This is a genomic window from Tardiphaga sp. GW822-FHT04G09, assembly GCF_058800725.1.
Genome location: NZ_JBXAMO010000006.1, coordinates 279,826 through 305,300 on the forward strand (window position 1 = coordinate 279,826; position 25,475 = coordinate 305,300).

24 protein-coding genes are annotated in these 25,475 nt (G+C 61.5%); 14 read left to right on the top strand and 10 right to left on the bottom strand.

Features of this window, described 5'->3' with window-relative positions; translation table 11 throughout:
• Nucleotides 1-459: 459 nt before the first annotated feature.
• The 3 genes from AC1RLZ_RS14225 (at nt 460) to AC1RLZ_RS14235 (ending at nt 2,792) form a co-directional block, all read left to right on the top strand.
• Entirely contained in the window at nt 460-1,977 is a 1,518-nt protein-coding gene (locus AC1RLZ_RS14225) for a DEAD/DEAH box helicase (RefSeq protein WP_493189104.1), read from the top strand.
• Nucleotides 1,978-2,001: 24 nt separating this feature from the next.
• Nucleotides 2,002-2,280: a translation initiation factor IF-1 gene (gene infA, locus AC1RLZ_RS14230; protein ID WP_068733922.1), complete on the top strand. Its 279-nt coding sequence runs from the start codon at nt 2,002-2,004 to the stop codon at nt 2,278-2,280.
• A gap of 299 nt (nt 2,281-2,579) precedes the next feature.
• The gene (locus AC1RLZ_RS14235) at nt 2,580-2,792 is read left to right on the top strand and encodes a cold-shock protein (protein WP_011474122.1); all 213 of its coding nucleotides are present in this window, start codon (nt 2,580-2,582) and stop codon (nt 2,790-2,792) included.
• 152 nt (nt 2,793-2,944) lie between these two features.
• Here the strand turns inward: AC1RLZ_RS14235 and AC1RLZ_RS14240 are convergent, their stop codons facing one another.
• The 4 genes from AC1RLZ_RS14240 to AC1RLZ_RS14255 all read right to left on the bottom strand — a co-directional run bounded on the left by AC1RLZ_RS14240 (nt 2,945) and on the right by AC1RLZ_RS14255 (nt 6,567).
• Nucleotides 2,945-3,571: a TadE/TadG family type IV pilus assembly protein gene (locus tag AC1RLZ_RS14240; protein WP_493189105.1), complete on the bottom strand. Its 627-nt coding sequence runs from the start codon at nt 3,569-3,571 to the stop codon at nt 2,945-2,947.
• Nucleotides 3,572-3,588: 17 nt separating this feature from the next.
• A complete protein-coding gene (locus AC1RLZ_RS14245; RefSeq protein ID WP_493189106.1) occupies nt 3,589-4,137 on the bottom strand; it encodes a TadE/TadG family type IV pilus assembly protein in 549 nt (182 codons plus the stop codon).
• Nucleotides 4,138-4,316: 179 nt separating this feature from the next.
• Complete coding sequence (locus AC1RLZ_RS14250; protein ID WP_493189107.1) at nt 4,317-4,823, bottom strand: pilus assembly protein N-terminal domain-containing protein; 507 nt, start codon at nt 4,821-4,823, stop codon at nt 4,317-4,319.
• A 916-nt stretch (nt 4,824-5,739) separates the two neighbouring features.
• Nucleotides 5,740-6,567 (bottom strand): sterol desaturase family protein, encoded by an 828-nt coding sequence (locus AC1RLZ_RS14255; RefSeq protein WP_371422969.1) that lies wholly within the window; start codon nt 6,565-6,567, stop codon nt 5,740-5,742.
• Between the two features lie 285 nt (nt 6,568-6,852).
• On the opposite strand from AC1RLZ_RS14255, the gene AC1RLZ_RS14260 reads away from it, so the two are divergent.
• The 9 genes from AC1RLZ_RS14260 to AC1RLZ_RS14300 all read left to right on the top strand — a co-directional run bounded on the left by AC1RLZ_RS14260 (nt 6,853) and on the right by AC1RLZ_RS14300 (nt 15,692).
• A complete protein-coding gene (locus AC1RLZ_RS14260; RefSeq protein WP_371422968.1) occupies nt 6,853-7,017 on the top strand; it encodes a Flp family type IVb pilin in 165 nt (54 codons plus the stop codon).
• A 303-nt stretch (nt 7,018-7,320) separates the two neighbouring features.
• Nucleotides 7,321-7,845 carry an A24 family peptidase gene (locus AC1RLZ_RS14265; RefSeq protein WP_493189108.1) on the top strand — a complete coding sequence of 175 codons (525 nt, stop codon included), beginning with the start codon at nt 7,321-7,323 and terminating at the stop codon, nt 7,843-7,845.
• A gap of 120 nt (nt 7,846-7,965) precedes the next feature.
• A complete protein-coding gene (cpaB, locus tag AC1RLZ_RS14270) occupies nt 7,966-8,751 on the top strand; it encodes a Flp pilus assembly protein CpaB (protein WP_493189109.1) in 786 nt (261 codons plus the stop codon).
• Nucleotides 8,752-8,768: 17 nt separating this feature from the next.
• Nucleotides 8,769-10,223, top strand: a complete 1,455-nt coding sequence (locus AC1RLZ_RS14275; RefSeq protein WP_493189110.1) for a type II and III secretion system protein family protein — start codon at nt 8,769-8,771, stop codon at nt 10,221-10,223.
• Nucleotides 10,224-10,240: 17 nt separating this feature from the next.
• Nucleotides 10,241-10,981, top strand: a complete 741-nt coding sequence (locus tag AC1RLZ_RS14280) for a CpaD family pilus assembly protein (RefSeq protein ID WP_493189111.1) — start codon at nt 10,241-10,243, stop codon at nt 10,979-10,981.
• On the top strand, nt 10,978-12,246 hold the full coding sequence (locus AC1RLZ_RS14285) for a CpaE/TadZ family protein (protein ID WP_493189112.1): 1,269 nt from the start codon (nt 10,978-10,980) through the stop codon (nt 12,244-12,246). Before AC1RLZ_RS14280 ends, AC1RLZ_RS14285 begins: the two co-directional genes overlap by 4 nt.
• 21 nt (nt 12,247-12,267) lie before the next feature.
• Nucleotides 12,268-13,722 (top strand): TadA family conjugal transfer-associated ATPase, encoded by a 1,455-nt coding sequence (locus AC1RLZ_RS14290; RefSeq protein ID WP_493189113.1) that lies wholly within the window; start codon nt 12,268-12,270, stop codon nt 13,720-13,722.
• Nucleotides 13,723-13,732: 10 nt separating this feature from the next.
• Nucleotides 13,733-14,707 carry a type II secretion system F family protein gene (locus AC1RLZ_RS14295; RefSeq protein ID WP_493189114.1) on the top strand — a complete coding sequence of 325 codons (975 nt, stop codon included), beginning with the start codon at nt 13,733-13,735 and terminating at the stop codon, nt 14,705-14,707.
• Between the two features lie 10 nt (nt 14,708-14,717).
• Nucleotides 14,718-15,692, top strand: coding sequence for a type II secretion system F family protein (locus AC1RLZ_RS14300; protein ID WP_493189115.1), 975 nt, complete (start codon nt 14,718-14,720; stop codon nt 15,690-15,692).
• 134 nt (nt 15,693-15,826) lie between these two features.
• Here the strand turns inward: AC1RLZ_RS14300 and AC1RLZ_RS14305 are convergent, their stop codons facing one another.
• Nucleotides 15,827-16,630 carry a tetratricopeptide repeat protein gene (locus AC1RLZ_RS14305; protein ID WP_493189116.1) on the bottom strand — a complete coding sequence of 268 codons (804 nt, stop codon included), beginning with the start codon at nt 16,628-16,630 and terminating at the stop codon, nt 15,827-15,829.
• Nucleotides 16,631-16,803: 173 nt separating this feature from the next.
• Between AC1RLZ_RS14305 and AC1RLZ_RS14310 the strand changes: the two genes are divergently transcribed.
• Nucleotides 16,804-18,189 carry a leucyl aminopeptidase family protein gene (locus AC1RLZ_RS14310; RefSeq protein WP_493189117.1) on the top strand — a complete coding sequence of 462 codons (1,386 nt, stop codon included), beginning with the start codon at nt 16,804-16,806 and terminating at the stop codon, nt 18,187-18,189.
• Nucleotides 18,182-19,033 (top strand): C40 family peptidase, encoded by an 852-nt coding sequence (locus AC1RLZ_RS14315; RefSeq protein ID WP_493189118.1) that lies wholly within the window; start codon nt 18,182-18,184, stop codon nt 19,031-19,033. Before AC1RLZ_RS14310 ends, AC1RLZ_RS14315 begins: the two co-directional genes overlap by 8 nt.
• Here the strand turns inward: AC1RLZ_RS14315 and AC1RLZ_RS14320 are convergent.
• The 5 genes from AC1RLZ_RS14320 to AC1RLZ_RS14340 are packed head-to-tail and all read right to left on the bottom strand — an operon-like array spanning nt 19,017 to nt 25,469.
• Entirely contained in the window at nt 19,017-19,676 is a 660-nt protein-coding gene (locus AC1RLZ_RS14320; protein WP_493189119.1) for an NUDIX domain-containing protein, read from the bottom strand. The genes AC1RLZ_RS14315 and AC1RLZ_RS14320 overlap by 17 nt on opposite strands.
• 3 nt (nt 19,677-19,679) lie before the next feature.
• Nucleotides 19,680-21,317: an ABC transporter ATP-binding protein gene (locus tag AC1RLZ_RS14325; protein ID WP_493189120.1), complete on the bottom strand. Its 1,638-nt coding sequence runs from the start codon at nt 21,315-21,317 to the stop codon at nt 19,680-19,682.
• Nucleotides 21,318-21,326: 9 nt separating this feature from the next.
• Nucleotides 21,327-22,505, bottom strand: coding sequence for an ABC transporter permease (locus tag AC1RLZ_RS14330; protein WP_371421293.1), 1,179 nt, complete (start codon nt 22,503-22,505; stop codon nt 21,327-21,329).
• Nucleotides 22,505-23,611 (bottom strand): microcin C ABC transporter permease YejB, encoded by a 1,107-nt coding sequence (locus AC1RLZ_RS14335; RefSeq protein WP_068736211.1) that lies wholly within the window; start codon nt 23,609-23,611, stop codon nt 22,505-22,507. The genes AC1RLZ_RS14330 and AC1RLZ_RS14335 overlap by 1 nt, the downstream gene beginning before the upstream one ends.
• 1 nt (nt 23,612) lies before the next feature.
• Nucleotides 23,613-25,469: an extracellular solute-binding protein gene (locus AC1RLZ_RS14340; RefSeq protein WP_493189121.1), complete on the bottom strand. Its 1,857-nt coding sequence runs from the start codon at nt 25,467-25,469 to the stop codon at nt 23,613-23,615.
• Between the last annotated feature and the right edge of the window lie 6 nt (nt 25,470-25,475).

The window sequence follows — 25,475 nt, forward strand, 5'->3', positions numbered from 1 at the left end:
CAATGCGGAACGGCCCCACGGCCGGCGCGTTAAGGAGATCGCAAGAAGTGTGCCAGTCCTTGAGCACACGTTAAGTGATTGGGATTGTTCGCATGTTTCCGGTTTTCGGGAAGCGTTGAGGTTTTACTGTTTATTTCTTGTGCAGAAAAATTGGTCATGCACACGGCAAACAGCTCAATAAACAATCAAATATCGCCACATGTCTAAATTTCTTGCAGCGGTATTTCGTCGCTGGCTTCCCTCTCCCGGCGATAGACCTTGAAACCGCCGTCTTCCTGTTCCATATCACTTGAACGACCTAGAGAATCATCAGGTCCTTGCGAGCCGCGTGTTCTGATCCCGTCTTTACTCTGATCTCTTCAGGGCAGTTCGACGGTTTCTGGCTTGCCCCTTCAGCTAACCAGAACTGACGCCCCAAACACGCGGGTGTCCCAGACACCCTCGCGCGCTCCTGGCCCCATGGTCTTTGCATCATGGCCGGGCGCATGCTTTCACTTTGGAAAGATCAATCTTTTGACCACCTTTCAGGAATTCGGCCTCGCCGATCCCATTACCCGTGCGCTTAAAGAAGAAAACTACACCACCCCGACCCCGATCCAGGCCCAGACCATCCCGATTGCCATCACCGGCAAGGACGTGATCGGCATCGCCCAGACCGGCACCGGCAAGACCGCTTCCTTCGCGCTCCCCATCCTCCACCGTCTGCTCGAGAACCGCATCAAGCCGCAGCCCAAGACCTGCCGCGTGCTGGTGCTGAGCCCGACCCGCGAACTCTCCGGTCAGATCCTCGACTCGTTCAACGCCTATGGCCGCCATATGCACCTCGCATCGGCGCTGGCCATTGGCGGCGTGCCGATGGGCCGCCAGGTCCGCTCCCTGATGCAGGGCGTCGACGTCCTCGTCGCCACTCCCGGCCGGCTGCTCGATCTCGTGCAGAGCAATGGCCTGAAGCTCAACATGGTTGAGTTCCTGGTGCTCGACGAAGCCGACCGCATGCTCGACATGGGTTTCATCAACGACATCCGCAAAGTCGTCGCCAAGCTGCCGATCAAGCGCCAGACGCTGTTCTTCTCGGCCACCATGCCCAAGGACATCGCCGATCTTGCCGAAGCAATGCTCAAGGATCCGGCCCGCGTCGCGGTAACCCCGGTCGCCTCCACTGTGGAGCGCATCAGCCAGCGGATCATGCTGGTCGATCATTCCGCCAAGCCGACGATCCTCGCCCAGATCCTCAAGACCGAGACGGTTGACCGCGCGCTGGTATTCACCCGCACCAAGCACGGCGCCGACAAGGTCGTGAAGGGCCTCGAGCGCTCCGGCATCGCCGCCGCGGCGATCCACGGCAACAAGTCGCAGAACCACCGCGAGCGCACGCTCGCCCAGTTCCGCACCGGCGAAATCCGCACCCTGGTGGCCACCGACATCGCCGCCCGCGGCATCGACGTCGACGGTATTACCCATGTGGTGAATTTCGACCTGCCGAATATCCCGGAAACCTATGTCCACCGAATCGGCCGTACCGCACGCGCGGGACGCGAAGGCATTGCAATCTCGCTTTGCGCGGGCGAGGAAATGGCGTATCTGCGCGATATTGAAAAGTTGATCCGCATTTCGCTTCCGAAGGAAGACCGCCGCACCCCAGGCCGCAACGACGTGGGGCCGTCGCCTTCCCAGAACCGTGGCGGTCAGCGCAACGGTCGCTCCGCCCCGCACGCACCACGCAGCAATGACGGAGCGCCCGGCAAGAACGCGCGCAACCGTCGTCGCCCTCATGGCGGCAACGGTGGCGCATCGCAACCGAACCGCGACCATGGTCGGAACGAGAATGCGAGACACGAGAATGCACGGCATGAGCCGATCTCACGTCCGGCCAACCAGGCTGGAACCACGACTAAAGAAGGGATGCAGGGCGTTGCCTTCCTGCATCGCGAAAGCCGACCGAATACAACCCCGAACCGCACCCAGCGGCCACGCTAACAGCCGATCGATCTGGAGCTAACAATGGCCAAAGAAGAGCTGATCCAGTTCGAAGGACTGGTGACCGAAATCCTCCCCGATGCACGCTATCGCGTGCAATTGGATGCAGGACACGAAATCGTCGCCTATACCGCCGGCAAGATGAAGAAGAACCGCATCAAGACGCTGGCCGGTGATCGCGTGACCATCGAGATGTCGCCTTACGATCTCGAAAAGGGGCGCCTGATTTTCCGCCACAAGGACGAGCGTCCCGGCGGTCCTCCGCGTGGTGCACCGCCGCGCGGTCAGTTCCGTCGCCGTTAAGCGCGTCTAAACTGTCGACAGTTGACACGGTAACGACAACCAGTCCGCGCATCCGCTCCCTCGCGATGCGCGGATAGGTAAGCGTTCCTGACCGTTCGTGCGCAATCAAAAAATCGTGCGCGTCAGGATTGTTTTGGGGGGGCGCTTCCCCTAATATGAGTTAATCGATTTTCGGCCGGACGACATTATCTATCCCCCGGTGCAGCCGGTCTAGACTGACGACCCTTCCAAAAATTCGATGTCACCAGCCCACATATGTTTCGTGGGCTACACTATATTCTTGAGAAGGGACTACCCCCATGAGCATGGGAACAGTGAAGTGGTTTAACGCGACCAAGGGCTTCGGCTTCATTCAGCCGGACGATGGTGGCAACGACGTGTTCGTTCACATCTCCGCCGTTGAGCGTGCCGGTCTTGGCACCCTGCGTGAAGGCCAGAAGATCAGCTACGAAATCGTTGCTGACCGTCGTTCCGGCAAGTCGTCGGCCGACAATCTCCGCGCCGCAGGCTAAACGATTGCTCGCGAGCTTCGTGCTTGCGCGTTGATCGACTGAATACGAAAAGGCCGCGCTCCTGAGCGCGGCCTTTTTGCTGAAGCATGATCCGGAAAGTGGATCGACGACCGTTCGCTGTAACTGCAAATACGCAGCGTGTGCTCACCACCCTACGGCGTACAGCTCGTCACCATCACGACGCATGACGATTGCCGCGGTCGCGTGTACATCGTATCCGCCAATGCGAGCCCGCCCTTCGGCACGACCCAGCCGATCGTCGGCACGTATTTATAGTTGGCCTCGCCGAGGATCAGATACTGGTTTGGCAGATAGTTCCCGTTGGCGTCCTTGACGATCAGGTCGGTGGGAACCGATACGATGTCGTTCACTTTCCTGACCACAACATTGCCATTCGCATCTTTCCCGGCGGGATAATCGCCGCGCGTCCACACCACCTTGGCGGTCTTGGTCGCCGGATCGATATACACTTGGCTGATTGACACCTGGAGCTGCGTCTTGTCGTAAGGCGTCAGCATCGCGTCGCCAATGATGAAGAAGTTCGACACATGGGTTTCTGCGAGCGTCGTGTAACGCGACGCCAGGTCGGCCATGCCCTGTGCAATCTGGCTGACCTTGCGATCGATGGCAAAACCGTTGGACACGTCCAGCATGCCGAAGAACATCAGAAACATCAGCGGAATGATCATCGCGAACTCGACCGCGGAGACGCCTCTCGCATCGTCCCGCAACAGCAAAGCCTGCCGCCAGGCGGCCAGTGCTGCCATACGCACGCGCATTGTCCCGATCCTTGCCATCACTGCGGTCCGGTCGCCGCTGTCGCGGCCAGCAAGCGCTTGCTGCTCATCGTTCCACGACCGATATTGGCGATGTTGTAGCCGAGGCCAGTCACATAGAGCGGCCATTGATAGAAGCCGCGTACCACCACCGTCTTGCTGGTCGGACAGGCTGGCGGCTGGTAGACGAGATTCGTCGACACATAGTTGCCGCTGGCGTCGATCGGATCCGAAATCGTGATCGCTGTGCCGGCATCGTACGAGCGCACATCGATGTCGAGCTTGGTGCAATCCATCAGGGCCGATGCGCGCGCGCAGATCGACGTCTTAAAATCGACGGCTGTAGCCGCAGCGGAACACGTATAGACCGACCGCGCAGCATCCTGGACGCCGGTTTCAAGGACCTGTCCCGCCAGAAACACCATTCCGGTTTCCATGATGGCGAAAATCAGCGCGAAGAAGACCGGCGCGATCATCGCGAATTCGACCGCGGCCGAGCCGCTGCTGTTATGGCCGAAGCGGCGCAGCCGCCTGGCGCGTGTTGCCATCGAAATCAACGGTCGCAGCATCTGCAGTGCCTCGGCGGGAGGGAAATAACTACCGCCGAGATGTATCGGAAACAGATTGTTGAAGTGTTTCGCCGGATCGAGACAAGACGGCTCGATGCGTTAGCCCGTTGTTAACCATGTCTCCGCCGAACCACACCGCATCGGATGCGGCGTCATTCGCGCGTTTACGAGATCGCAGGTCAGTTGCTGAGCTTGGCGGCGCTCCCTGCCGTCGTGGCCTGAGTGTTGAGAGTCCCGGCCTGACCGAGCGCGGATCTGAAGAAAGTATCTCCGTCACCGAGCGTCACCCGCCTCTGACATTCCGGCTTACAGGTGTAAGTCTCGCGCTCGACACCACGATAGACGGTGACGAGTTTGTCGGTCGGACCTTCAACCTGGACCAGCCGATCCATCAGGACAGCACCCGTGCGATCCATTGCAATCACATTGGTGGCGCCATAGCCCTTGCCGGTCACCACGACCACGCCACCGGGTTGTAGGGTCACGTCAGCGATCAAGGGGTTACCGATCACGATGGTCGCGATCTTGTCAGGGAATTTGACGAGCTTGGCCTGATCGACAGTGACCGAGATCAGATCGTCCACGGGGGCCGATAGCCCTCCAACAGGGAACAACATGACCCCGACTGCCAAGGCCTTGGCCACTAAAACCACGCGCGTGCGTGCGCGCTTCGACTGAAACGACATCCTGTACTCCGGGACGATACAAGCCGACAAAAGCAGATACGCAGCGGTGCCGGCGCCCGACATGGCAAATGTGCCGTTAATTGATGAAGGAACTGGAAATGATGGGACTGATGACTGCGAAGCTCAGCCTCCCCGCGTCATTCCGGAGCAGAACGGACCGCGAAGCGGGCCGGACCGAGTCCGGAATGACTGTGTGGGGCGGACGCGGCTCCTCACCCAGTGCAAACATTTTTCCTATCCGCTATTGACAATATACCTAAATGGATTATGTTCCTTGCCATCCCGCCTCACTGAGAGGGGCGGCTCGCGATCGTCACGATACGCGGGGCGGGATGCGGTGGACGCCGGTGGTGTTCGAGACCGCGACGTGTGGGTGCCTTTCGCTCTTCGGAGCGAATGCCCGTGCCGAGCGGTCTGACGACCACACCATCTGCGTACGGCCCAAGTCGCGTTATCCCGGCGCATCGCCTTGCGCCATGGGGCAGCGCCAAGGCTCTCTCCTCGTACAGAGGGTGAGCGGCGGCGTGGAAGTCCCCTGGAGTGGTGATCCAACCGCAGGGTCGGTCACCAGGGGTAGACGCGAAGCGAGCCGTTAAAACTGCCGCGTACGGAACGCCGGGTTGTTTCCCGGTGACTCCGAAATCCTGGGCGCACTTGTTTGCCGAAGACGGCATCCAGCGCACAGGCCAGGGGTGCATCGGGCACCCGGCGTTCCGTGCGCCCTCTTGATTGGGGGCGGAGGGGAATGCTCTCACCTCGGACGCCATTGGGCGCCGCGAGATCGCGAGCGCATGTTTTCAGGACCGCATGTTTTCAGGACAGAGGCTGTTTGAAATTTGGATATGACGCGCCGGCGCCAGAGGCTTTCCTCCCTCAAGCAGCGAAGCTGCGCAGTGGGAAGGGAGAAGAGAGCGCCCTACTGCTTGAACGGATAGGCCAACTGGCCCGTGAATGCGGTCGGCAACGGCTCGCCGTCGACACCGTAATTGTCCGGCAGTTCACCCTTCGGCATGCGGAAGGTCCCGAACATGATGTCCCAGATCGGAAACGTGCCGGCGAAATTGGTGTTGCCGCCACGCTCCAGCGAGGTGTGGTGCCAACGGTGAAACACCGGCGTCGCCAGGACATATCTGAACGGCCCAAGGGTCCAGTTCAGATTGGCGTGGACGAAAGCCGAGTGGAAGGTCGTGAACGGTCCGACCCATAGCATGATGTTCGGCGAGATACCGGCCATCAGCAGCAGCACGTCGACCGCGACGGTGCCGAGAAACAGATTGACCGGATGAAACCGTGCGGCGGAGATCCAGTCCACCTCTTCCGACGAGTGATGGATCGCGTGGTATTTCCAGAAACCGCCGCCGTGATACATCCGGTGCAGCCAGTACAGCATGAAGTCGGACACCACGAGGAAGAAGATCGCCTGTGCCCAGAGCGGCATCTGCGCCAGCGGCCCGTGGCCGTTGTCGTAGAAGGCGATCAGTTCATCGGCATCGTGAATATTGAAGACGACGGCAGCGCCGGCCACGAGCAGTCCGATACGCACGACGCGGGTGATCAGCGGCACGAAGAACCAGTAGACCACGTCGGTCACGATCTCCGTCTTGCGCCACCAGTGCTTGCCCGGATTGCAGGCCCAGAAATGGGTCAGCACCGTAAAGACAACCGCCAGAACCAGCGTGATCGGCACCACCTTCATGATGGTCTCGCCGAACATATTCATGATGTCCATGGGGAGTGTAGTCATCGCGACCTCGCCGGATCCGGAGGCCAAGAGTTACCGCGCCATGCTTAACGAGGGATGAAGCGAACAGGACACGCCCGGTGTCATCACACCCAAGTCATTCTAAACTCGTCTTAAGTAGGTATTTACCGTGCAAAAGAAGAGACAAATGCGACCGACTTTCATCAATCGAATTAACCGCACTGCAATTCCCCACTCCTAGTGTTCCCTCATGGTCACGGTGCTGAGAACGCCGGGGAGACCAGGCATCACGATCGACAGCCACGTGCACATATGGAGTTTTGTATTATGAAGAACCTCGTTTCGCGCTTCATCAAGGATGAATCCGGCGCCACCGCGATCGAATACGGCCTGATTGCCGCCGGCATCTCGCTGGCCATCATCGCGGTCGTTAACGGCCTCGGCACCAACCTGAACGCCAAGTTCACCTCGATCAACTCGTCGCTCAAGTAAGCAACGGTTTCGAGTGCATCAGAGGCTCCGGTTTCCGGAGCCTTTTTTGTTTCCGAACGCTGCTGATCGTCGGCCTCCAGGATCGTTCTGCGTATGAGACACCCGGACACACCCCGCTCCGTTCTGGAAGGACTTCAGCTTTCGCTGCGTGACCCCGCCGGCCTGGTCTGCGTCGCATTGATCCTCGCGCTGCTATCCGTTGCGATTCGGATCGCCAGCGTTTGGTAAATTCTTTCTTGTTGTCCGATTGTTCATTTCTGCTGGCTAGGTTTTCCGTCGTCGCCGCAACGGGCTTCTGAACCCATGATCCTCGATTTAACGCGCCTCCTGCTATTCCCGGGCCTGATGGCCTATGCGTCGATCAGCGACCTTTTCACGATGACCATTTCGAACCGCATCTCGCTGCTGCTGGTGGCGGGTTTCGCCATATTGGCGGTCTTCAGCGGGATGGGTCTTCACGATGCGCTGTCGCATCTCGGCGCCGGGGCGACCGTGCTGGTGGTCGCTTTCGCCTGTTTCGCGTTCGGCTGGATCGGCGGCGGCGACGCCAAGCTCGCCGCAGCTGCGGGGCTGTGGTTCGGATTCGACCATCTCCTGAACTACCTCGTTTACGCCTCGCTGTTCGGCGGCGCGCTGACCTTGCTGTTGCTCCAGTTCCGGCAGTGGCCGCTGCCCTATGCGCTCGGCGGTCAGGCCTGGCTGATGCGTTTGCATCACAAGGAAACCGGCATCCCCTACGGTGTTGCCCTCGCCCTCGGCGCACTGCTCGTTTACCCGGACACCGACTGGGTGAGGACGGTCGACCTGGCGCGCTTCGCGCTTCACTAGGATCTGAACTTTCTATTAACGCGATTTAGATACCGCTCATTAACCATGCTTTGACGAATAACTGGTCAACTCCCGTTACAGCGGCGGCAGCGTCGCGGCGTAATGTGGAAAGTGAAGCGTATGAATACCGCACGCATTGTGGTCCTCGCCATTGCACTCGGCGCTGGCAGTGTGGCGCTATATCTTGCGAGCACATCGGACACACCGCCGCCGCCCCAGGTCGCCGAAGCCCCGACAACCGACGTTCTCGTCGCCAAGGCCGATATCGCGCTCGGTCAGGCGCTTGGTCCCGATGATGTCCAATGGCAGTCCTGGCCCGCATCAGCGGCGAGCACCAACGTCATCAGCCGTAACAGCCGCCCGGACGCAACGGCGCAAATCGCCGGCTCCATCGCGCGTTCAGCCTTCATTGCCGGCGAACCGATCCGTGAGCCGAAACTGGTGCGCGCCAACGGCGCTGGCTTCATGGCCGCCGTTCTGCCGACCGGCATGCGTGCCGTCTCCACCGAAATTTCGCCGGAAACCGGCGCCGGCGGCTTCATTTTGCCGAACGACCGCGTCGACGTGCTCCTGTCGAAGCGTGAGCGGGGCGGCGATCGCGGCGGCATGGAGGTCATCAACTCCGAGATCATCCTGAACAATATTCGCGTTCTCGCCATCGATCAGGCCCCCAAGGAAAAGGACGGCCAGAATTCAGTCGTGGGCAAGACCGCAACGCTCGAATTGAAGCCTGAACAGGCCGAGTTGCTCGCCCGCGCGCGGCAGAGCGGCACCATCTCGCTCGCGTTGCGGGCCCTGGTCGACGCCAACGCGCCTGCGCCGGTTGAAGATCCCAACGGCGGCAAGCGCGACAGCATTAACATCGTGCGTTACGGCATCCCGTCGACCGCGACCATGACGAAGTGATCGAGAGGACGCAGGCGATGAAGCGCATCACAACAGGCGGATCGATGCGGGCCCTTGCAGCCCACGCGCTGTCGCTCACCGCCATCACGGCGCTCACGATCAATCCCGTATTGACGCCAGTCTTCGCGGCCGACGCCACGTCCATGCAAGCCGGCAGCGCCGGCCCCTTGAACGCGAAATTCCTGCCGCTCGGCATCGGCAAGTCGATCGTCATCGACCTGCCGCGCGACATCAAGGATGTGCTGGTCGCCGATCCCAAGATCGCCAACGCCGTCGTGCGTTCGGCGCAGCGCGCCTACATCATCGGTGCGACCGTCGGTCAGACCAACATCGTATTCTTCGACGTCAGCGGCCAGCAGATCGCCGCCTATGATATCGCCGTCACGCGCGACCTGAACGGTATTCGGGCCGCCCTCAAGCAGACCATGCCCAATGCCGATATTCGGATCGAAGGTCTCGGTGATAGCGTGATGCTGTCGGGTACGGCATCGAGCCAGCTCGAAGCGCAGCAGGCCGCGGACCTCGCGGCGCGCCTTGCCGGCGGCATGGACAAGGTCGTGAACAGCATCTCGGTGCGCGGACGTGATCAGGTCATGCTCAAGGTCACCGTTGCGGAAGTCCAGCGGAACATCGTCAAGCAGCTCGGCGTCGATCTGTCGGCATCGATGAGCTATGGCACGTCCGTCGTCACCTTCAACAACAGCAATCCGTTCACGGCGCGCGGCAGCAGCCTGGTCGGCGATAATCTCCTCAAGGGATCCTTCGGATCGACGCCATCCGTCACGGCAACGCTGAAGGCGATGGAAAACGCCGGTGTCATCCGGACACTCGCCGAGCCCACGCTGACCGCCATCTCCGGCGAGACCGCCAATTTCCTTGCAGGCGGTGAATTCCCGGTCCCCGGCGGCAATACCTGCGATCCCACGACGCGTATCTGTACGACACAGATCACCTTCAAGAAGTTCGGTATCTCGCTGGGCTTCACGCCAGTGGTTCTGAGCGAAGGTCGTATCAGCCTGCGTGTCGGCACCGAAGTCTCCGAACTGTCGCAGGAAAATTCCGTCACGATCAGCGGAACGTCGATCCCGGCGATCAAGGTCAACCGTGCGGACACCACGCTCGAGATCCCGTCCGGCGGTTCGATGGTGATGGCCGGCCTTATCAAGCAGCAGACCAAAGCGGCCATCAGCGGCCTGCCGGGGATGTCGCAGTTGCCCGTGCTGGGCACGCTGTTCCGCAGCCGGGATTACGTCAACAACAACACCGAGCTGATGGTCCTGGTCACGCCCTATGTGGTCCGCGCCGTCGCGCAGAAGGATCTCTCTCGTCCGGATGACGGCTTCGTGGATGCATCCGATCCGCAGGCCGATCTGCTCGGCAACGTCAACCGCATCTATGGCGCACCGCACCGCACCGAGCCGACCCAACCGACGCGCAGTTATCACGGCGCTTTCGGCTTCATCACGGATTGAGACGGGGCAAGTATCAGATGACCATGATCAATTGCACAGCGATACATTCTTCGCGCAAGCGGACTGCCACCGGCGCGCTGCTGTTCCTGGCGCTTGCGCTCGGTGGGTGCAAGACCGTTGCGCAGGACACCACGTCAAGCATACCGGACGATTACCGGCTGCGGCATCCCATCGTTGTCGAAGAACGGGCCAAGACCACCGAGGTCTTCGTCGGCAGCCAGCGTGGCGGCCTGTCGGCGACACAGCGCGCGGATGTCATATCGCTCGGTCAGGACTGGTTGCGCGAAGGCACCGGCGTCATCACCGCGGAGGTGCCGGTCAACACACCGAATGCACGCGCCGCCAAAGAGTCTTATCGCGAGGTTCATTCACTCCTGATGGCGATCGGCGTGCCGCATAACGGCGTCCTGATGCGCAGCTATCAGCCGAGCGATCCGCGTATGCTGCCGACCATCCGCGTCAGCTACCCGCTGATCGCGGCTTCGGCCGGTCCGTGCGGCACCTGGCCCGACGACCTTGCATCGTCGATTAAGAACAAGGGCTATCTCGCGAACAAGCCGTATTACAATCTCGGCTGCGCCCAGCAACGCAATCTCGCCGCCATGGTCGCCAATCCTTCGGACCTGGTTCAGCCGCGCGCCGAAACCCCTGTCTATGCCGGCCGACGTACCGTCGTGCTGGACAAGTATCGCAAGGGTGAGAGCACTGCGACGACCTATCCCGAAGACAAGACCAAAATCAGCAATGTGGGCCAATGATTAGCTACGCGCAGAAAACCGCAGACGAAGAACCCGCCGCCACAACACCCGCGGCAGAGGAGCATATTGCGCCGGCACCACGCGTGTCGGTGCAGGCGTTCTGCGAGACCGTCGAAACCGCTGCCGCCGTGCAGGCTGCCGCGGAAGACAGGCGTCTGGGCAAGGCTCACATCAAAATTCAGATGGGCGGCATGGCTGCGGCCACCGAAGCCTATCGGTCGGCACCGACGCCGAATGTCATTGTTCTCGAGACCGAACCGCGTGGCGACATTCTCGCTGGCCTTGATCAGCTGGCGACTGTTTGCGACGCCGGCACCCGCGTCGTGGTGATCGGCAAGGTCAACGATGTCACGCTGTACCGCGAACTCGTTCGTCGCGGCGTCAGCGACTACGTGATCGCGCCTGTTGCAACCATCGACGTCGTTCGTTCGATCTGCGGACTGTTCTCGGCGCCGGAAGCCAAGGCGGTCGGCCGCATCATTGCCGTGGTCGGCGCCAAGGGCGGCGTCGGCGCGTCCACCATCGCCCACAACGTTGCCTGGGCGATCGCGCGCGATCTGGCGCTGGACTCCGTTGTCGCCGATCTCGATCTCGCCTTTGGAACTGCCGGGCTGGACTACAACCAGGACCCACCGCAGGGCATCGCCGACGCAGTATTTTCGCCGGACCGTGTCGACACCGCCTTCATCGACCGACTGCTGTCGAAATGCACCGATCATCTCAGCCTGCTGGCCGCCCCCGCCACGCTGGACCGCGTCTACGACTTTGGCAGCGAAGCCTTCGATTCGATCTTTGACACACTACGCTCGACGATGCCCTGCATCGTGCTCGACGTTCCGCATCAATGGTCGGGCTGGACCAAGCGGGCACTGATCGGCGCGGACGACATTCTGATCGTCGCAGCGCCGGATCTCGCCAACCTGCGCAATACCAAGAACATGTACGATCTGATCAAGGCCTCGCGTCCCAATGATCGTGCACCGCTGTACTGCCTCAATCAGGTCGGCGTTCCGAAGCGGCCCGAGATCAGCGCCAGTGAATTCGCCAAGGCCATCGAGACGCCGCCGATCGTCACGATCCCGTTCGATCCGCAGATGTTCGGCTCGGCCGCCAATAATGGTCAGATGATTGCCGAGATTGCCGCCAATCATCGCACCACGGAACTCTTTCTGCAAATTGCGCAGCGGCTGACCGGCCGCGGCGAGACCAAGAAGCCACGAGGATCCTTCCTGGGTCCGTTCCTGGAGAAGCTGCGGTCGAAGTAATTCACCGCATGGAGTATTGTCGTGTTTGGTAAGCGTAGCGGAACAGATACCGATGTCCGGGCCGTCAAGCCCCTCGGCGCGCCGGGGCCATCTCCCGGCGCTATGACTGCGTCTGCGCCGCCGGCCGTGTCATCGCCGCCGCTGTCACCTGCCCGCGCAGCACCGCCCCCCGTCGTCGCTGAGCGCCGCTCCGAGAATTACTATCAGGTCAAGGCGACGATTTTCGGCGCTTTGATCGAGGCGATCGACCTCGCGCAGCTTGCCAAGCTCGACGGCGAGTCCGCACGCGAGGAAATCCGCGACATCGTGAACGAGATCATCGCGATCAAGAACATCGTGATGTCCATCGCCGAGCAGGAAGAACTGCTCGACGATATCTGCAACGACGTACTCGGCTACGGGCCGCTCGAGCCGTTGCTGGCACGCGACGACATCGCCGACATCATGGTCAATGGCGCCGGCACGGTGTTCATCGAAGTCGCCGGCAAGATCCAGAAGACCGGCATCCGTTTCCGCGACAATCAGCAACTGCTGAATATCTGCCAGCGTATCGTCAGCCAGGTCGGCCGCCGCGTCGACGAATCCTCACCGATCTGCGACGCCCGCCTTGCCGACGGCTCGCGCGTCAACGCCATTGTGCCGCCGCTGGCCATCGATGGCCCGGCGCTGACGATTCGTAAGTTCAAGAAGGACAAGCTGACGCTCGAGCAGTTGGTCAAATTCGGCGCGATCTCGCCAGACGGCGCCCAGATCCTCCAGATCATCGGCCGCTGCCGCGCCAACGTGCTGATCTCCGGCGGTACCGGCTCGGGCAAGACCACCCTGCTGAACTGCCTCACCAACTATATCGACGACGACGAGCGTATCATCACCTGTGAGGACGCCGCGGAACTTCAGCTGCAACAGCCGCACGTGGTGCGCCTCGAAACCCGGCCGCCGAATATCGAAGGCGAAGGCCAGATCACGATGCGCGAACTGGTGCGCAACTGCCTGCGTATGCGCCCGGAGCGGATCATCGTCGGCGAAGTCCGCGGACCCGAGGCATTCGACCTGCTGCAGGCGATGAATACCGGCCATGACGGCTCGATGGGCACCCTGCACGCCAACAATCCGCGTGAAGCGCTTTCGCGCTGCGAATCCATGATCACCATGGGCGGCTTCTCGCTGCCGTCGCGCACCATCCGCGAAATGATCTGCGCATCGATCGACGTCATCGTTCAGGCGGCCCGTCTTCGCGACGGTTCGCGTCGCATCACGCACATCACCGAGGTGATGGGCATGGAAGGCGACACCATCATTACGCAGGATCTGTTCGTCTACGACATGGTCGGCGAAGACGCCAACGGCAACATCATCGGACGGCACCGCTCGACGGGCATTGGCCGCCCGCGGTTCTGGGATCGTGCCCGCTATTACGGCGAGGAGAAGCGGCTCGCGGCGGCGCTCGACGCTTCCGAAGTCATAGCGCCAAACTGAGGAGCGAGTGATGAACATGCAGGCGCTCGCATTGGCATTCATGGCCAGCATCGCTGTCGGCGGTCTGGCCTGGGTATTTCTCTATCCGCTCCTGTCCGGCGAAAAGAAGGCCGAGGTCCGCCGTGCATCGGTCGCGCGGACGGAGCCCGTGGCGCGCCAGGTCGACAGGACCCAACGCTCCCGGCGCGAGCAGGTCGAAGGATCGCTCAAGGAAGTCGAAGCACGTCTTCAGAAGGAAAAGAAGATCCCGCTCGGAATCCGGATCGCGCAGGCCGGTCTCGACTGGAGCGACCAGAAATTCATGGTGATTTCGGGCATTCTGGGGGGCGGAAGCTTCCTGATGACAATGCTGTTTGGCGGCGGTCTGCTCGCGGCGGCAGGCCTCGGTTTCGCCGCCGGCTTCGGGCTTCCGCGCTGGGTCCTCAGCTTTCTCAAGAAGCGGCGCGAAGCCGCCTTCCTCAAAGCACTGCCGGATGCCGTCGACGTCATCGTTCGCGGTATCAAGGCGGGCCTGCCGCTGTTCGATTCGATCAAGGTTGTCGCCGCCGACGCGTCGGAACCCCTCCGCAGCGAATTTCTTGCCATCATCGAAACCCAGACGATCGGTATGCCGCTCGGCGATGCCTGTGCGCGGCTCTATGAGCGCATGCCGCTGCCGGAAGCCAACTTTTTCGGCATCGTCATCGCAATTCAGCAGAAATCGGGCGGCAATCTCTCGGAAGCTCTCGGCAATCTTTCAAAGGTATTGCGCGACCGCAAGAAGATGGCCGAGAAAATCCAGGCGATGTCGATGGAAGCCAAGGCCTCAGCCGGCATCATCGGCTCGCTGCCGCCGATCGTGATGTTGCTCGTCTATCTCAGCACGCCCGAATATATTTCGCTGCTGTGGACCCATCCGACAGGCCGGCTGATGCTGGCCGCCTGCGTGGTCTGGATGTCCTGCGGCATCTTCGTCATGAAGCGCATGATCAACTTCGACTTCTGATGGTGCTGGCATGGTCGATCTTCTGATAGCAAAGCTCCACGACATCCGTTTCATGACGATGCTGCTTGCCGCGATCGCGGTTGCAGCAACGGCCTACAGCCTGCTCACGCCGCTCTTCGCCGGCGACGGTCTCGCCAAGCGGATGAAAGCAGTAGCCAGCGAGCGGGAGCGGCTGCGGCAGCGCGAGCGGGATCGCATGGCCAAGGGCGAGAAGGTCTCACTGCGCCAGACGCCGAAGCAACTCGTCTCCAAGGTCGTGACCGACTTCAACCTCGGCAAATGGCTGGCGCAGGAAGCCGCCCTCGACAAGCTGGTCATGGCCGGTTATCGCGGCCAGGCGCCTTATGTCACCTTCCTGTTCTTCCGCGCCGTCACGCCGATCGCCTTCCTCTTTTTTGCGATCCTCTATGTGTTCGTGATCTCGCGCATGGAACAGTCGATGCCTATCAAGATCGGCATGTGCCTCGGCGCCGCCTATCTTGGCCTGCAGGCACCGATGATCTTTCTCAAGAACGCGATCTCCAAGCGCCAGCTTTCAATCCGCCGCGCATTTCCGGATGCGCTCGATCTGCTGCTGATCTGTATCGAATCCGGCATGTCCATCGAGGTCGCGTTTCGCCGCGTCTCCATCGAAATCGGATCGCAGTCGGTGGCGCTGGCCGAGGAATTCACGCTGACCACGGCCGAACTGTCTTATCTACAGGATCGCAAGGTTGCATATGAGAACCTCGCAAAGCGCACCGGGCTGGAGGGCGTCAAATCGGTCTGTCTGGCGCTGATGCAATCGGAACGCTATGGCACCCCGCTCGGTCAGAGCCTTCGCGTGATGGCGCAGGAAAACCGCGACATGCGTATGAACGACGCCGAGAAGAAGGCCGCCGCGCTGCCGCCAAAGCTGACGGTGCCGATGATCCTATTCTTCCTGCCGGTGCTGTTCGTCGTCATTCTCGGCCCGACGGGCATCAAGGTCGCGGCGATGCAGTGAGACGGCCTCCGCGCCGCGGTCGAGATTTGAGATCCGTTATCGCATCACAAGAAATCCAGAGATCTCACGATCTCTGGATTTTGTCTGTCACAGACCACGCGCCACGGCGTTCGATCGAAAGTTGAGATAATCGCTTACGACCGGCGCGGTGCGTCATCGCCCTGTGCGCCCAAGCGCGGCGTGCCCTTGCTGCTCAGCATCTGCTTGAGATAGGCGACATTCGCTGCCGCTTCGTCTGGCGGAAGGTCGGCCCTGACGATGGACTCCGCTTCACTGAACCGGCCCTGCAGGCCAACCACAAGTCCCAGATTCTGGCGAACGCGCGGATCGACATTGCCGCGGCCTTGCGCGCGGCGCAGTGTCGACTCTGCCTGCGGCAGATCCTTCGAGAGCATGTAGGACAGGCCGAGATTGGAAAGCACTGAGGGCTCCTCCGGCCGGATCTTCAGTGCGCTACCGTAGTAGCGGCGCGCTTCGTCATGCTTGCCCATCTGGTCCAGGACGGCGCCCTGAGCGGAGAGAATGCGCCAGTCCGGATTGGCCGGGCTATGTGCGGTGGTCAGAACGTCGAAGGCCCGCTGGAAGCTGCCGGTGTCGGCCAGCGCACGGCCGTAGCCGGCCAATAGCGGCCTGTTGCTTGGATTCGTCAGGGTCGCTTGTTCGAACACGGACACGGCCTGGGCGCGCTGGCCATTGGCGCGCAGCGCCTGGCCGTAGCGCAAGGCTATGTCGGCATCCTTCGGATTCGCACGGTAGCGTTCGCCATAGACTTCGACGGCCCGGGCGGGATCGGCATCGGCCGGCGCTTCCGCGCGGGCGCCAAGGGAACCGGTGATATCGGACATGCCTGCGGTCTTGCAGCCGGCAAGGCCTGTAGCCAGGATTGCCGTCACTGCCGCGGTCGTCAGAAGCCGGGCAAGACAAAGGGGCTGACGCATGGCAATTTGACTCAACAATGGAGCGGACGGACGAGCCGGATGCCTTCAGCAATAGAGTGTTAACCCTAATGGCTGGTTAATCGGCGCAGGCCACGCCATACCCTCCCATACCATCGCTTGACGCCCTTTGCGCTTCAGGTGTCATTGCCGCTCCCTTTCGCGAGATTCTGCATATGCATTCCGCCTTCGACACGACCGCTACCGCCGCCTCGGCCATTCCGATCACCTTCGCGACCAAGACGACCTGGCCCGAGATCAGTGCGGCACTCCCCGCGCCCGCGAAGGCTTTCGCCGCGGCCAACGGCTTTGCGGCGAAACCCGGCGCCTGGCTGGCGTTGCCGGCAGCGGATGGCCAGATCGCCCAGGTCATCTTCGGGCTGGAAGACGAGAGCGCGACATCACGCGACCTGTTCCGTCCGGGGCAGTTGCCCGGCCTGCTTCCACCGGGCACCTACCGTTTCGCCAACGCACCCCACGACACCCGCCTCGCCGTGCTGGCTTTCGCCCTCGGCAGCTATCGTTTTGACCGTTATCGCAAGAATGACGCGCCCAAGGTGAAGCTGGTGCCGCCGGATGGCACCGATGTCGCCGATCTCAGCCGCATGGCCGAGGCCGCGGCACTGGCGCGCGATCTCATCAATACGCCGTCGAACGATATGGGACCGGAAGAACTCGCCCAGACTGCCAGGGATCTCGCCGCGCGTTTTGGCGCGGAGTTCAACTGCATCGTCGGCGACGATCTCGTGCAGCAGAATTTTCCGCTGATCCACGCCGTGGGCATGGCCTCGACGCGTGCGCCACGGCTGATCGATTTCTCGTGGGGTGATCCGTCGCATCCAAAGGTGACGCTGGTCGGGAAAGGCGTCTGCTTCGACACCGGTGGCCTCGACCTCAAGCCATCGAGTGGCATGCTGATCATGAAGAAGGACATGGGTGGCGCCGCCAATGTCCTGGCGCTGGCACTGATGGTGATGGACGCGAAGCTCAAGGTGCGGTTGCGCGTACTGATCCCTGCGGTGGAGAACGCCGTTGCCGGCAACGCCTTCCGCCCGCTCGATATTTTCAAGTCGCGCAAGGGCCCAACCGTCGAGATCGGTAACACCGACGCCGAGGGCCGCCTGGTGCTGGCCGATGCGCTCGCCTATGCCGATGAGGAGAAGCCGGAGCTGCTGGTCGATCTCGGCACACTGACCGGCGCTGCACGCGTAGCGCTCGGACCCGATCTGCCGCCTTACTACACCAATGACGAGACGCTGGCGCTCGATGTCGCGCGCTGTGCGAAAGAGCAGAACGATCCGCTGTGGCGGCTGCCCCTCTGGGCTCCCTACGATGCCTGGCTCGACTCCAAGGCGGCCAATATCAACAACGCGCCCTCCGGCGGCTTTGCCGGCTCGATCACCTGCGCGCTGTTTCTGCAGCGTTTCGTCGAAGCCGCGACGAGCTGGCTGCATGTTGATATCTATGGCTGGACACCATCGGCAAAGCCAGCGCGCCCCGAAGGCGGCGAGTGTCAGGCTGCCCGCGCAATCTATCAGCTATTGAGCCAACGCTATGGATAAACACGACCCCCGGCTCACGCCTGCGCGCCCGGACGTGGCCGCGCGCTATCTTGAAGGCAAGGTCGAAGCCGCGCGTTTCGTCGACGGCGAGGAATTCGAAGTTGCCGATGGCGTCGCCTCCATGCGGCTCCAGCCATTCTCCGGCGCCGAAATGAATACGCAGGCCTTGAAGGGCGAGCGCTTCACCGTCTATGACCGCAACGAAGAAGGCTGGGCCTGGGGGCAACTCGATGGCGACGGCTATGTCGGCTGGCTCTCGGATCTCGCACTCTATCCACCCGGCCCGACACCGACCCACAAGGTGACCGCGCTTCGGACATTCCTTTTTCCCGGTCCCTCCATCAAACTGCCGCCGACAGATACGCTGCCGCTCGGCGCGCGCCTGGCCATCGTCAAGATGACCGATGCGTTTGCGATGACCAATGCCGGACATTGCGTGCCGAGGCAGCATGTCGCGGAGATCGATGCATTCGAGACCGACTTCGTTGCCGTGGCCGAGCGCTTCGTCGGTACACCCTATCTGTGGGGCGGCAAAAGCAGCCTCGGCATCGATTGCTCCGGGCTGGTGCAGATCGCACTGACCGCATCGGGAACCGGGTGCCCCCGCGACAGCGACATGCAGGAGAGCGGCCTTGGCCGCGCCTTGTCAGATACCGAAATGCAGCATCTGAAGCGCGGCGACTTGATCTTCTGGAAAGGCCACGTGGCTATCGTCCGCGATGCCGACACGATCGTGCATGCCAATGCGCATCACATGGCAACAGCCATCGAGAACACGAAAGGCGCGATTGCGCGGATCAAGGCGACTGGCAGCGACGTGACCAGCATCAGACGACTGGACTAGGCACCGCGCGCGCGTAGTAATCCTGCAAGCGGTCCCGGTGCAGCGCCAGCCATTGCAGGGCGCTGACCATCAGGCCGTTGTAAACCGCACGACCATCCAACGCTGCGATCGCCTCATCGATGGAAACGACGAAGGGACGGGTATCCTCCGTCTCGCCCACAAGACCGCCGCGAGCCGGCACCCCGCTGCTGTCCACGAAGCCGAGAAAGAACGTGACATACTCGTCCGTAAAACCCGGCGTCGGCAGCACGCTATAGAGTTCAAACAAACGCTGCGGCGTTACGCCAATCTCTTCTGCACATTCGCGCGCAGCCGCTGCGAGCGGCGTTTCGTCCCTATCGATCCGCCCAGCGACGATTTCGACCATATCACCCCGCCCCGTGGCCAGATGCGCCGGCAAACGGAACTGGTGAATCAGCACCACCTTGCCGCGTTCCAGATCGATGGGAAGCACCGCCGCCACCTTGCTCGCGCGCAACACGTCGCGCTGCTGCCGCAATGTCTCATCGTCCGCGCGAATGATCGCAATATCGTAGCGCTCATAGGTCATGAAACCACGCCCGACCACTGTCGGAGCGGAGACAGCGACATCGGCAACACGGTCCATAATCGTGGAACGGTGATCGTTGTCTTTCGTCATCATGTCCTACTGCGCAGCAGCCCCACCCGGCGCTGTCTCGATCCGGAACGCCGCGGCAAAGAGCGCGCGGGTATAATCGCTCTTTGGATTCTTGAACAGGTCTGCCGCCGGCCCCTCTTCGACCACCTTGCCGTGCCGCATCACGATGAGGTGGCTGGCTAGCGAAGCGACCACGCGCAGGTCGTGCGAGATGAACAGATAAGTGAGATCGCGCTTGCGCTGCAATTCGCGCAGGAGGTCCACCATCTGCGCCTGGAACAGCATGTCGAGCGCACTGGTCGGCTCGTCCAGAACGACGAAACTCGGCTCCAGCACGGCAGCGCGCGCGATGCTGATGCGCTGACGCTGGCCGCCGGAGAATTCATGCGGATAGCGGAATCGCGTCTTGGGATCGAGGCCGACGTCTTCCAGCGCCTTGACGACACGCGCCTCGCGATCCTCCGCAGAGAGAGAGGGCTGATGCACGCTCAGACCTTCGGCCACGATATCGCCGACCGACATACGCGGCGACAGCGCGCCAAACGGATCCTGAAACACGATCTGCATGTCACGCCGGATCGGCCGCATGTCCTTGAACTGCAGGCCCTGGATATCCCTGCCCAGGAACACAATCGGTCCTTGCGAGGAAATCAGCCGCAGCAATGCGAGCCCCAACGTGGTCTTGCCCGAGCCGGACTCGCCGACCACCCCCAGCGTTTCGCCCTGGCGCACCTTCAGGCTGACGCCGTCCACGGCCTTCACGTGACCGACGGTCTTGCGCAACAATCCGCGCTTGATCGGAAACCAGACCTTGAGATCGTCCGTGGACATCACCACCGGCGCCTCCGGGCGCGGCGGCGCCGGATCGGGCTTCGGTTCGGCGGCAAGCAGATCGCGCGTATAGGGATGTTGTGGCGACGTGAACACCTGCTCCACCGGCCCCTGCTCGACGATCTTGCCGTTGTTCATGACGCAGACCGTATCGGCGATACGGCGGACAATTCCGAGATCATGTGTGATGAACAGCAGGCTCATCCCCAGCCGCTGCCGGATATCGGCGAGCAGTGCAAGGATCTGCGCCTGCACCGTGACATCCAGTGCCGTGGTTGGCTCATCGGCGATCAACAGATCCGGCTCGTTCGCAAGCGCCATCGCGATCATCACGCGCTGGCGCTGACCGCCCGAGAGCTGATGCGGATAGCTGGCGAGACGCGTCTCCGGATCGGGAATGCCGACCTGCGTCAGCAGTTCCAGCGTCCGTTCACGCGCCTTGCTCCCGCGCATGCCGTTATGGAGCTGCAGAATCTCGCCGATCTGCGCACCGATCGTGTGCAGCGGATTCAGCGAGGTCATCGGCTCCTGGAAGATGATGGAGATGTCGTTGCCGCGGATGCCGCGGATCTCGCGCTCCGACATACCCAGGAGTTCATGGCCCTTGAAGCGGATATGGCCGGACGGATGCGACGCTGTTGGATATGGCAGCAGCCGCAAGATCGACATGGCGCTGACCGACTTGCCCGAGCCGGACTCGCCGACCAGCGCAACGCATTCGCCGCGCTTGATCTCGAACGACACCCTGTCGACCGCGACCGATGTATTGCCGCCATGGTGGAACGCGACGGAGAGATCGCGGACATCGAGCAGCGGCTGGTTGATGGCATCCATGCTGCGGCCCTATCTGAACGTCTTGCGCGGATCGAAGGCATCGCGGACGCCTTCGCCGATAAAGATCAACAGCGACAGCATGATCGCCACCGCGAAGAAACCGGTGAAACCGAGCCACGGTGCCTGCACATTGGCCTTGCCCTGCGACAGCAGCTCGCCGAGCGACGGCGAGCCTGGCGGCAGGCCGAAGCCGAGGAAATCCAGCGCGGTCAGCGTCATCACCGAGGACGAGACGATGAACGGCAGAAAGGTCATGGTGGCGACCATGGCGTTCGGCAGCAAATGCCGGATCATGATCTTGGCGTTGGACACACCGAGCGCGCGCGCTGCCATGATATATTCGAAGTTGCGGCCGCGCAGGAATTCTGCGCGCACGAGACCGACCAGCGACACCCATGAGAACAGCAGCAGGATGCCGAGCAGCACGAAGAAGCCCGGCACCAGCACCGACGACAGGATCAGCAGCAGATAGAGTGACGGGATCGCACTCCAGATCTCAATGAAGCGCTGAAAGGCCAAATCGACCCAGCCGCCGAAATAGCCCTGCACGCCGCCTGCGGCGATGCCAATGATCGACGAAACGATCGTCAGCGCGAGACCGAACAGGACCGAGATGCGAAAGCCATAGATCAGCCGCGCCACGACATCGCGGCCCTGATCGTCGGTGCCGAGCCAGTTATATTCGAGATCACGGCAGCTCTTGAGGCCCTTCTTCTCGACCACCGGCTTGCACTGTTCCTCGGTGAGCATCCATGTCGGCTTTGACGGCGCCGGCGTCGGCAGATCGAGGTTATGCGTGTCGTAGGAATAGCGGATCAGCGGCCAAAGAATGGTGCCGTTCTTCGCGGCGATCAGCTTCTGCAGGAAGGGATCGCGATAATCCGCGGCCGTCTCGAAATCACCGCCAAAAGTCGTCTCAGAATAGGTGACGAAAGCCGGAAAATACATCTTGCCGTCGAACTTGATGAAGAACGGCCGATCATTGGCGATCACCTCGGCGAATAGCGAGATGAAGAACAGAAACATGAAAATCCAGAACGACCAGTAGCCACGGCGATTGGACTTGAAGTTCTGCCAGCGGCGCTGGTTGAGCGGCGAGATGCCGAGCGGATGCCGCGACGGCGGCACCGCCTCGCCGAGCGGCGACTGCGTGGTGCTTTCGACAGGAAGGGGCGCGGTGATGGTCATCAGACTTCTCGCGCCTCAAAGTCGATCCGCGGATCAATCCACATATAGGCCAGATCGGACAGGAGGTTCACGACGAGACCGACCAGCGAAAAGATGAACAGCGTGCCGAACACCACGGGGTAATCGCGGTTGAGCACGCTTTCGAAGCCGAGGAGGCCGAGCCCGTCGAGCGAAAAGATGGTCTCGATCAGCAGCGAGCCTGAGAAAAAGGCATGGATGAAGGCGCCCGGAAAGCCGGCGATGACGATCAACATGGCGTTGCGGAAGATGTGGTTGTAGAGCACCTGCCGCTCATTGCAGCCCTTGGCGCGCGCCGTCATCACATATTGCTTGCGGATTTCATCGAGGAACGAGTTCTTGGTCAGCAGCGTCATGGTGGCGAAGGCGCCGAGCACCATCGAGATCAGCGGCAGCGTCATGTGCCAGAAATAGTCGATGATCTTCCAGTACCATGGGAACTGGCTCCAGCCATCCGAGGTCAGGCCGCGCAGCGGGAAGATGCTCCAGAACGATCCGCCGGAGAACAGGATGATCAGCAGGATCGCAAACAGGAAGCCGGGAATGGCGAAACCGACAATGATGACGGCCGAGGTCCACGTATCGAAGCGCGAGCCGTCCTGCACCGCCTTGCGAATGCCGAGCGGGATGGAGATCAGGTAGGTGATCAGCATCATCCAGATGCCGAGCGACATCGAGACCGGCAGCTTCTCCTTGATCAGCTGCAATACCGTGGTGTCGCGGAAATAGCTCTTGCCGAAATCGAAGCGCGCGAAATTCCACAGCATCAGCGCGAAGCGTTCCGGCGCCGGCTTGTCGAAGCCGAACTGCTTTTCAAGGCTCTTGACGAAATCCGGGTCGAGCCCCTGCGCGCCGCGATATTTCGAGTTCACCGCATCGCCTGCGGCGCCGGGCTGCGCCCGGTTGCCGAAGTCGCCGCCGGACGAGCCGGAGACACGCGACGCGCCGGTGTCTGCGCCGCTGAGCTGCGCGATCACGCGCTCGACAGGACCTCCGGGCGCAAACTGCACCACGACGAAGGAGACGAACAGGATTCCCAGCAGCGTGGGAAACATCAGCAGCACGCGCCGTGCGATATATGCGCCCATGCTATTTGGCCTGCTCGCTTGAAGGTTTGGCGGACGCCCACCACAGATCGGGGGCACCGACGCCGATATATTTCGGCAGATTGGCGGGATGCCCGAACACATCCCAATAGGCCACGCGATGCGAGGCCGAATACCATTGCGGCACCCAATAACGCCCGGCGCGGATCACGCGGTCCAGCGCCCGCGCCGCGAAGACCAGTTTCGGCCGCGTATCGGCAGCGATGACTTCGTTCATCAGCGCATCGACGACGGGATCGGAAATACCGGCGAGGTTGTTCGAGCCTTTGGTGGCTGCAGACTGCATCGAGAAGAACGAGCGCAGGGAATCGCCGGGAATGGTCGAGAAGCTGAAGCGCTCAATGGCCGCATCGAAATCGAAATCGTCACGGCGTGCGCGGAACTGCACGGGATCGACAAGGCGCACACTGCCCTCGATGCCGAGCGTGCCGAGATTCTTGATATAGGGCATGTGATGCGCTTGGAACGCCGGCTCATCGAGCAGGAACTCGACCTTGAACGGCTCACCCTGCGCAGTCATGCGCTTGCCATCCTTCATCACGCAGCCAGCGTCGTTCAAGAGCTGGATGGCCTTGCGCAGCAGCGTACGATCCTGACCTGAACCATCGGACGTTGGCGGCACATAGGGAGTGCCGAACACTTCACTCGACACCTTGTCCCGGAACGGCTCGAGCAATGCGAGCTCTTCCGGCGACGGCTTATCGGTCGCCATCAGGTCAGAGTTCTGGAACGGCGACACCGTGCGCACATAGGCGCCATACATGATGGTCTTGTTGGTCCATTCGAAATCGAACGCGTTACCGAGCGCCTCGCGCACGCGCGGATCCTTGAATTTGGCGCGGCGCGTATTGAGGAACCAGCCCTGCGCGCCGGACGGTGTATCGTCGGGCAGCATCTCCTGCTTGACCCGACCATCCTTCACCGCCGGGAAATCGTAACGCGTGTTCCAGATGCGTGAGGTGAACTCCTCGCGATACAGATAATTGCGGCCGGTGAAGCCTTCGAAAGCCACGTCGCGATCGCGATAGAAGTCGAACCTCACCGTATCGAAATTGTAGCTGCCCCGATTGACCGGAAGGTCTGCGGCCCACCAGTCCTTCACGCGATCGAATTCGATATAGCGCCCGACTTCGAAGCGCCCGACCTTGTAAGGGCCGCTGCCGAGCGGCGCCTCCAGCGAGGACTCATCGAACGCATGCTTCTCGTAATAGGCCTGCGAGAAAATCGGCATCCCCGCAACGAACAGCGGTACGTCGCGTCCGCGCTTCTCGGCAAAGGTCACCACCAGCGTCACGTCATCGACGGCCTCGGCCTTCACCATGTCGCGCATCTGCTGGGTGATGATGGGATGGCCTTTGGTCTTCAGCACCGTCAGCGAAAACGCCGCATCGCGTGCGATCAGCTTGCTGCCGTCGTGGAAGCGCGCTTCCGGCCGCAGCGTAAAACGATAGGTCAGACCATCGGCAGAGATCTGCACGGACTTCGCGACCAGCCCGTACATCGCATCGGGCTCGTCGCCGGCACGCACCATCAGCGGCGCGAACGTCATGCCCATGCCCTGCGCGCCGTCGCCTTTCAGAATATAGGCATTCAGCGAATTGAAGGTCTGGAACGACTGATTGAAGGCGCGGCTCGACGGCACCGTCGAAAAGACACCGCCTTTCGGCGCCTTGACATTGACGTAATCGAAATTCGGAAAATTGGCGGGATATTTCAGATCGCCAAAGGCGGAGATGCCGTGGGCTTCGCTCGGCGCCTGTGCCAGCACAGGACTGAGGCGTGACGCCGCGACGGCGCCGATCCCGAGACCCAGCACGTGCCGACGATTGAGCTGCGCCATGCGCGA

Bases quoted from the DNA above. Each gene is read 5' to 3' on its own strand.
- AC1RLZ_RS14225 (WP_493189104.1), top strand. From the start codon at position 460: ATGGTCTTTGCATCATGGCCGGGCGCATGCTTTCACTTTGGAAAGATC.
- infA (WP_068733922.1), top strand. From the start codon at position 2,002: ATGGCCAAAGAAGAGCTGATCCAGTTCGAAGGACTGGTGACCGAAATC.
- AC1RLZ_RS14235 (WP_011474122.1), top strand. From the start codon at position 2,580: ATGAGCATGGGAACAGTGAAGTGGTTTAACGCGACCAAGGGCTTCGGC.
- AC1RLZ_RS14240 (WP_493189105.1), bottom strand. From the start codon at position 3,571: ATGCGCGTGCGTATGGCAGCACTGGCCGCCTGGCGGCAGGCTTTGCTG.
- AC1RLZ_RS14245 (WP_493189106.1), bottom strand. From the start codon at position 4,137: ATGCTGCGACCGTTGATTTCGATGGCAACACGCGCCAGGCGGCTGCGC.
- AC1RLZ_RS14250 (WP_493189107.1), bottom strand. From the start codon at position 4,823: ATGTCGTTTCAGTCGAAGCGCGCACGCACGCGCGTGGTTTTAGTGGCC.
- AC1RLZ_RS14255 (WP_371422969.1), bottom strand. From the start codon at position 6,567: ATGACTACACTCCCCATGGACATCATGAATATGTTCGGCGAGACCATC.
- AC1RLZ_RS14260 (WP_371422968.1), top strand. From the start codon at position 6,853: ATGAAGAACCTCGTTTCGCGCTTCATCAAGGATGAATCCGGCGCCACC.
- AC1RLZ_RS14265 (WP_493189108.1), top strand. From the start codon at position 7,321: ATGATCCTCGATTTAACGCGCCTCCTGCTATTCCCGGGCCTGATGGCC.
- cpaB (WP_493189109.1), top strand. From the start codon at position 7,966: ATGAATACCGCACGCATTGTGGTCCTCGCCATTGCACTCGGCGCTGGC.
- AC1RLZ_RS14275 (WP_493189110.1), top strand. From the start codon at position 8,769: ATGAAGCGCATCACAACAGGCGGATCGATGCGGGCCCTTGCAGCCCAC.
- AC1RLZ_RS14280 (WP_493189111.1), top strand. From the start codon at position 10,241: ATGACCATGATCAATTGCACAGCGATACATTCTTCGCGCAAGCGGACT.
- AC1RLZ_RS14285 (WP_493189112.1), top strand. From the start codon at position 10,978: ATGATTAGCTACGCGCAGAAAACCGCAGACGAAGAACCCGCCGCCACA.
- AC1RLZ_RS14295 (WP_493189114.1), top strand. From the start codon at position 13,733: ATGAACATGCAGGCGCTCGCATTGGCATTCATGGCCAGCATCGCTGTC.
- AC1RLZ_RS14300 (WP_493189115.1), top strand. From the start codon at position 14,718: ATGGTCGATCTTCTGATAGCAAAGCTCCACGACATCCGTTTCATGACG.
- AC1RLZ_RS14305 (WP_493189116.1), bottom strand. From the start codon at position 16,630: ATGCGTCAGCCCCTTTGTCTTGCCCGGCTTCTGACGACCGCGGCAGTG.
- AC1RLZ_RS14310 (WP_493189117.1), top strand. From the start codon at position 16,804: ATGCATTCCGCCTTCGACACGACCGCTACCGCCGCCTCGGCCATTCCG.
- AC1RLZ_RS14315 (WP_493189118.1), top strand. From the start codon at position 18,182: ATGGATAAACACGACCCCCGGCTCACGCCTGCGCGCCCGGACGTGGCC.
- AC1RLZ_RS14320 (WP_493189119.1), bottom strand. From the start codon at position 19,676: ATGATGACGAAAGACAACGATCACCGTTCCACGATTATGGACCGTGTT.
- AC1RLZ_RS14325 (WP_493189120.1), bottom strand. From the start codon at position 21,317: ATGGATGCCATCAACCAGCCGCTGCTCGATGTCCGCGATCTCTCCGTC.
- AC1RLZ_RS14330 (WP_371421293.1), bottom strand. From the start codon at position 22,505: ATGACCATCACCGCGCCCCTTCCTGTCGAAAGCACCACGCAGTCGCCG.
- AC1RLZ_RS14335 (WP_068736211.1), bottom strand. From the start codon at position 23,611: ATGGGCGCATATATCGCACGGCGCGTGCTGCTGATGTTTCCCACGCTG.
- AC1RLZ_RS14340 (WP_493189121.1), bottom strand. From the start codon at position 25,469: ATGGCGCAGCTCAATCGTCGGCACGTGCTGGGTCTCGGGATCGGCGCC.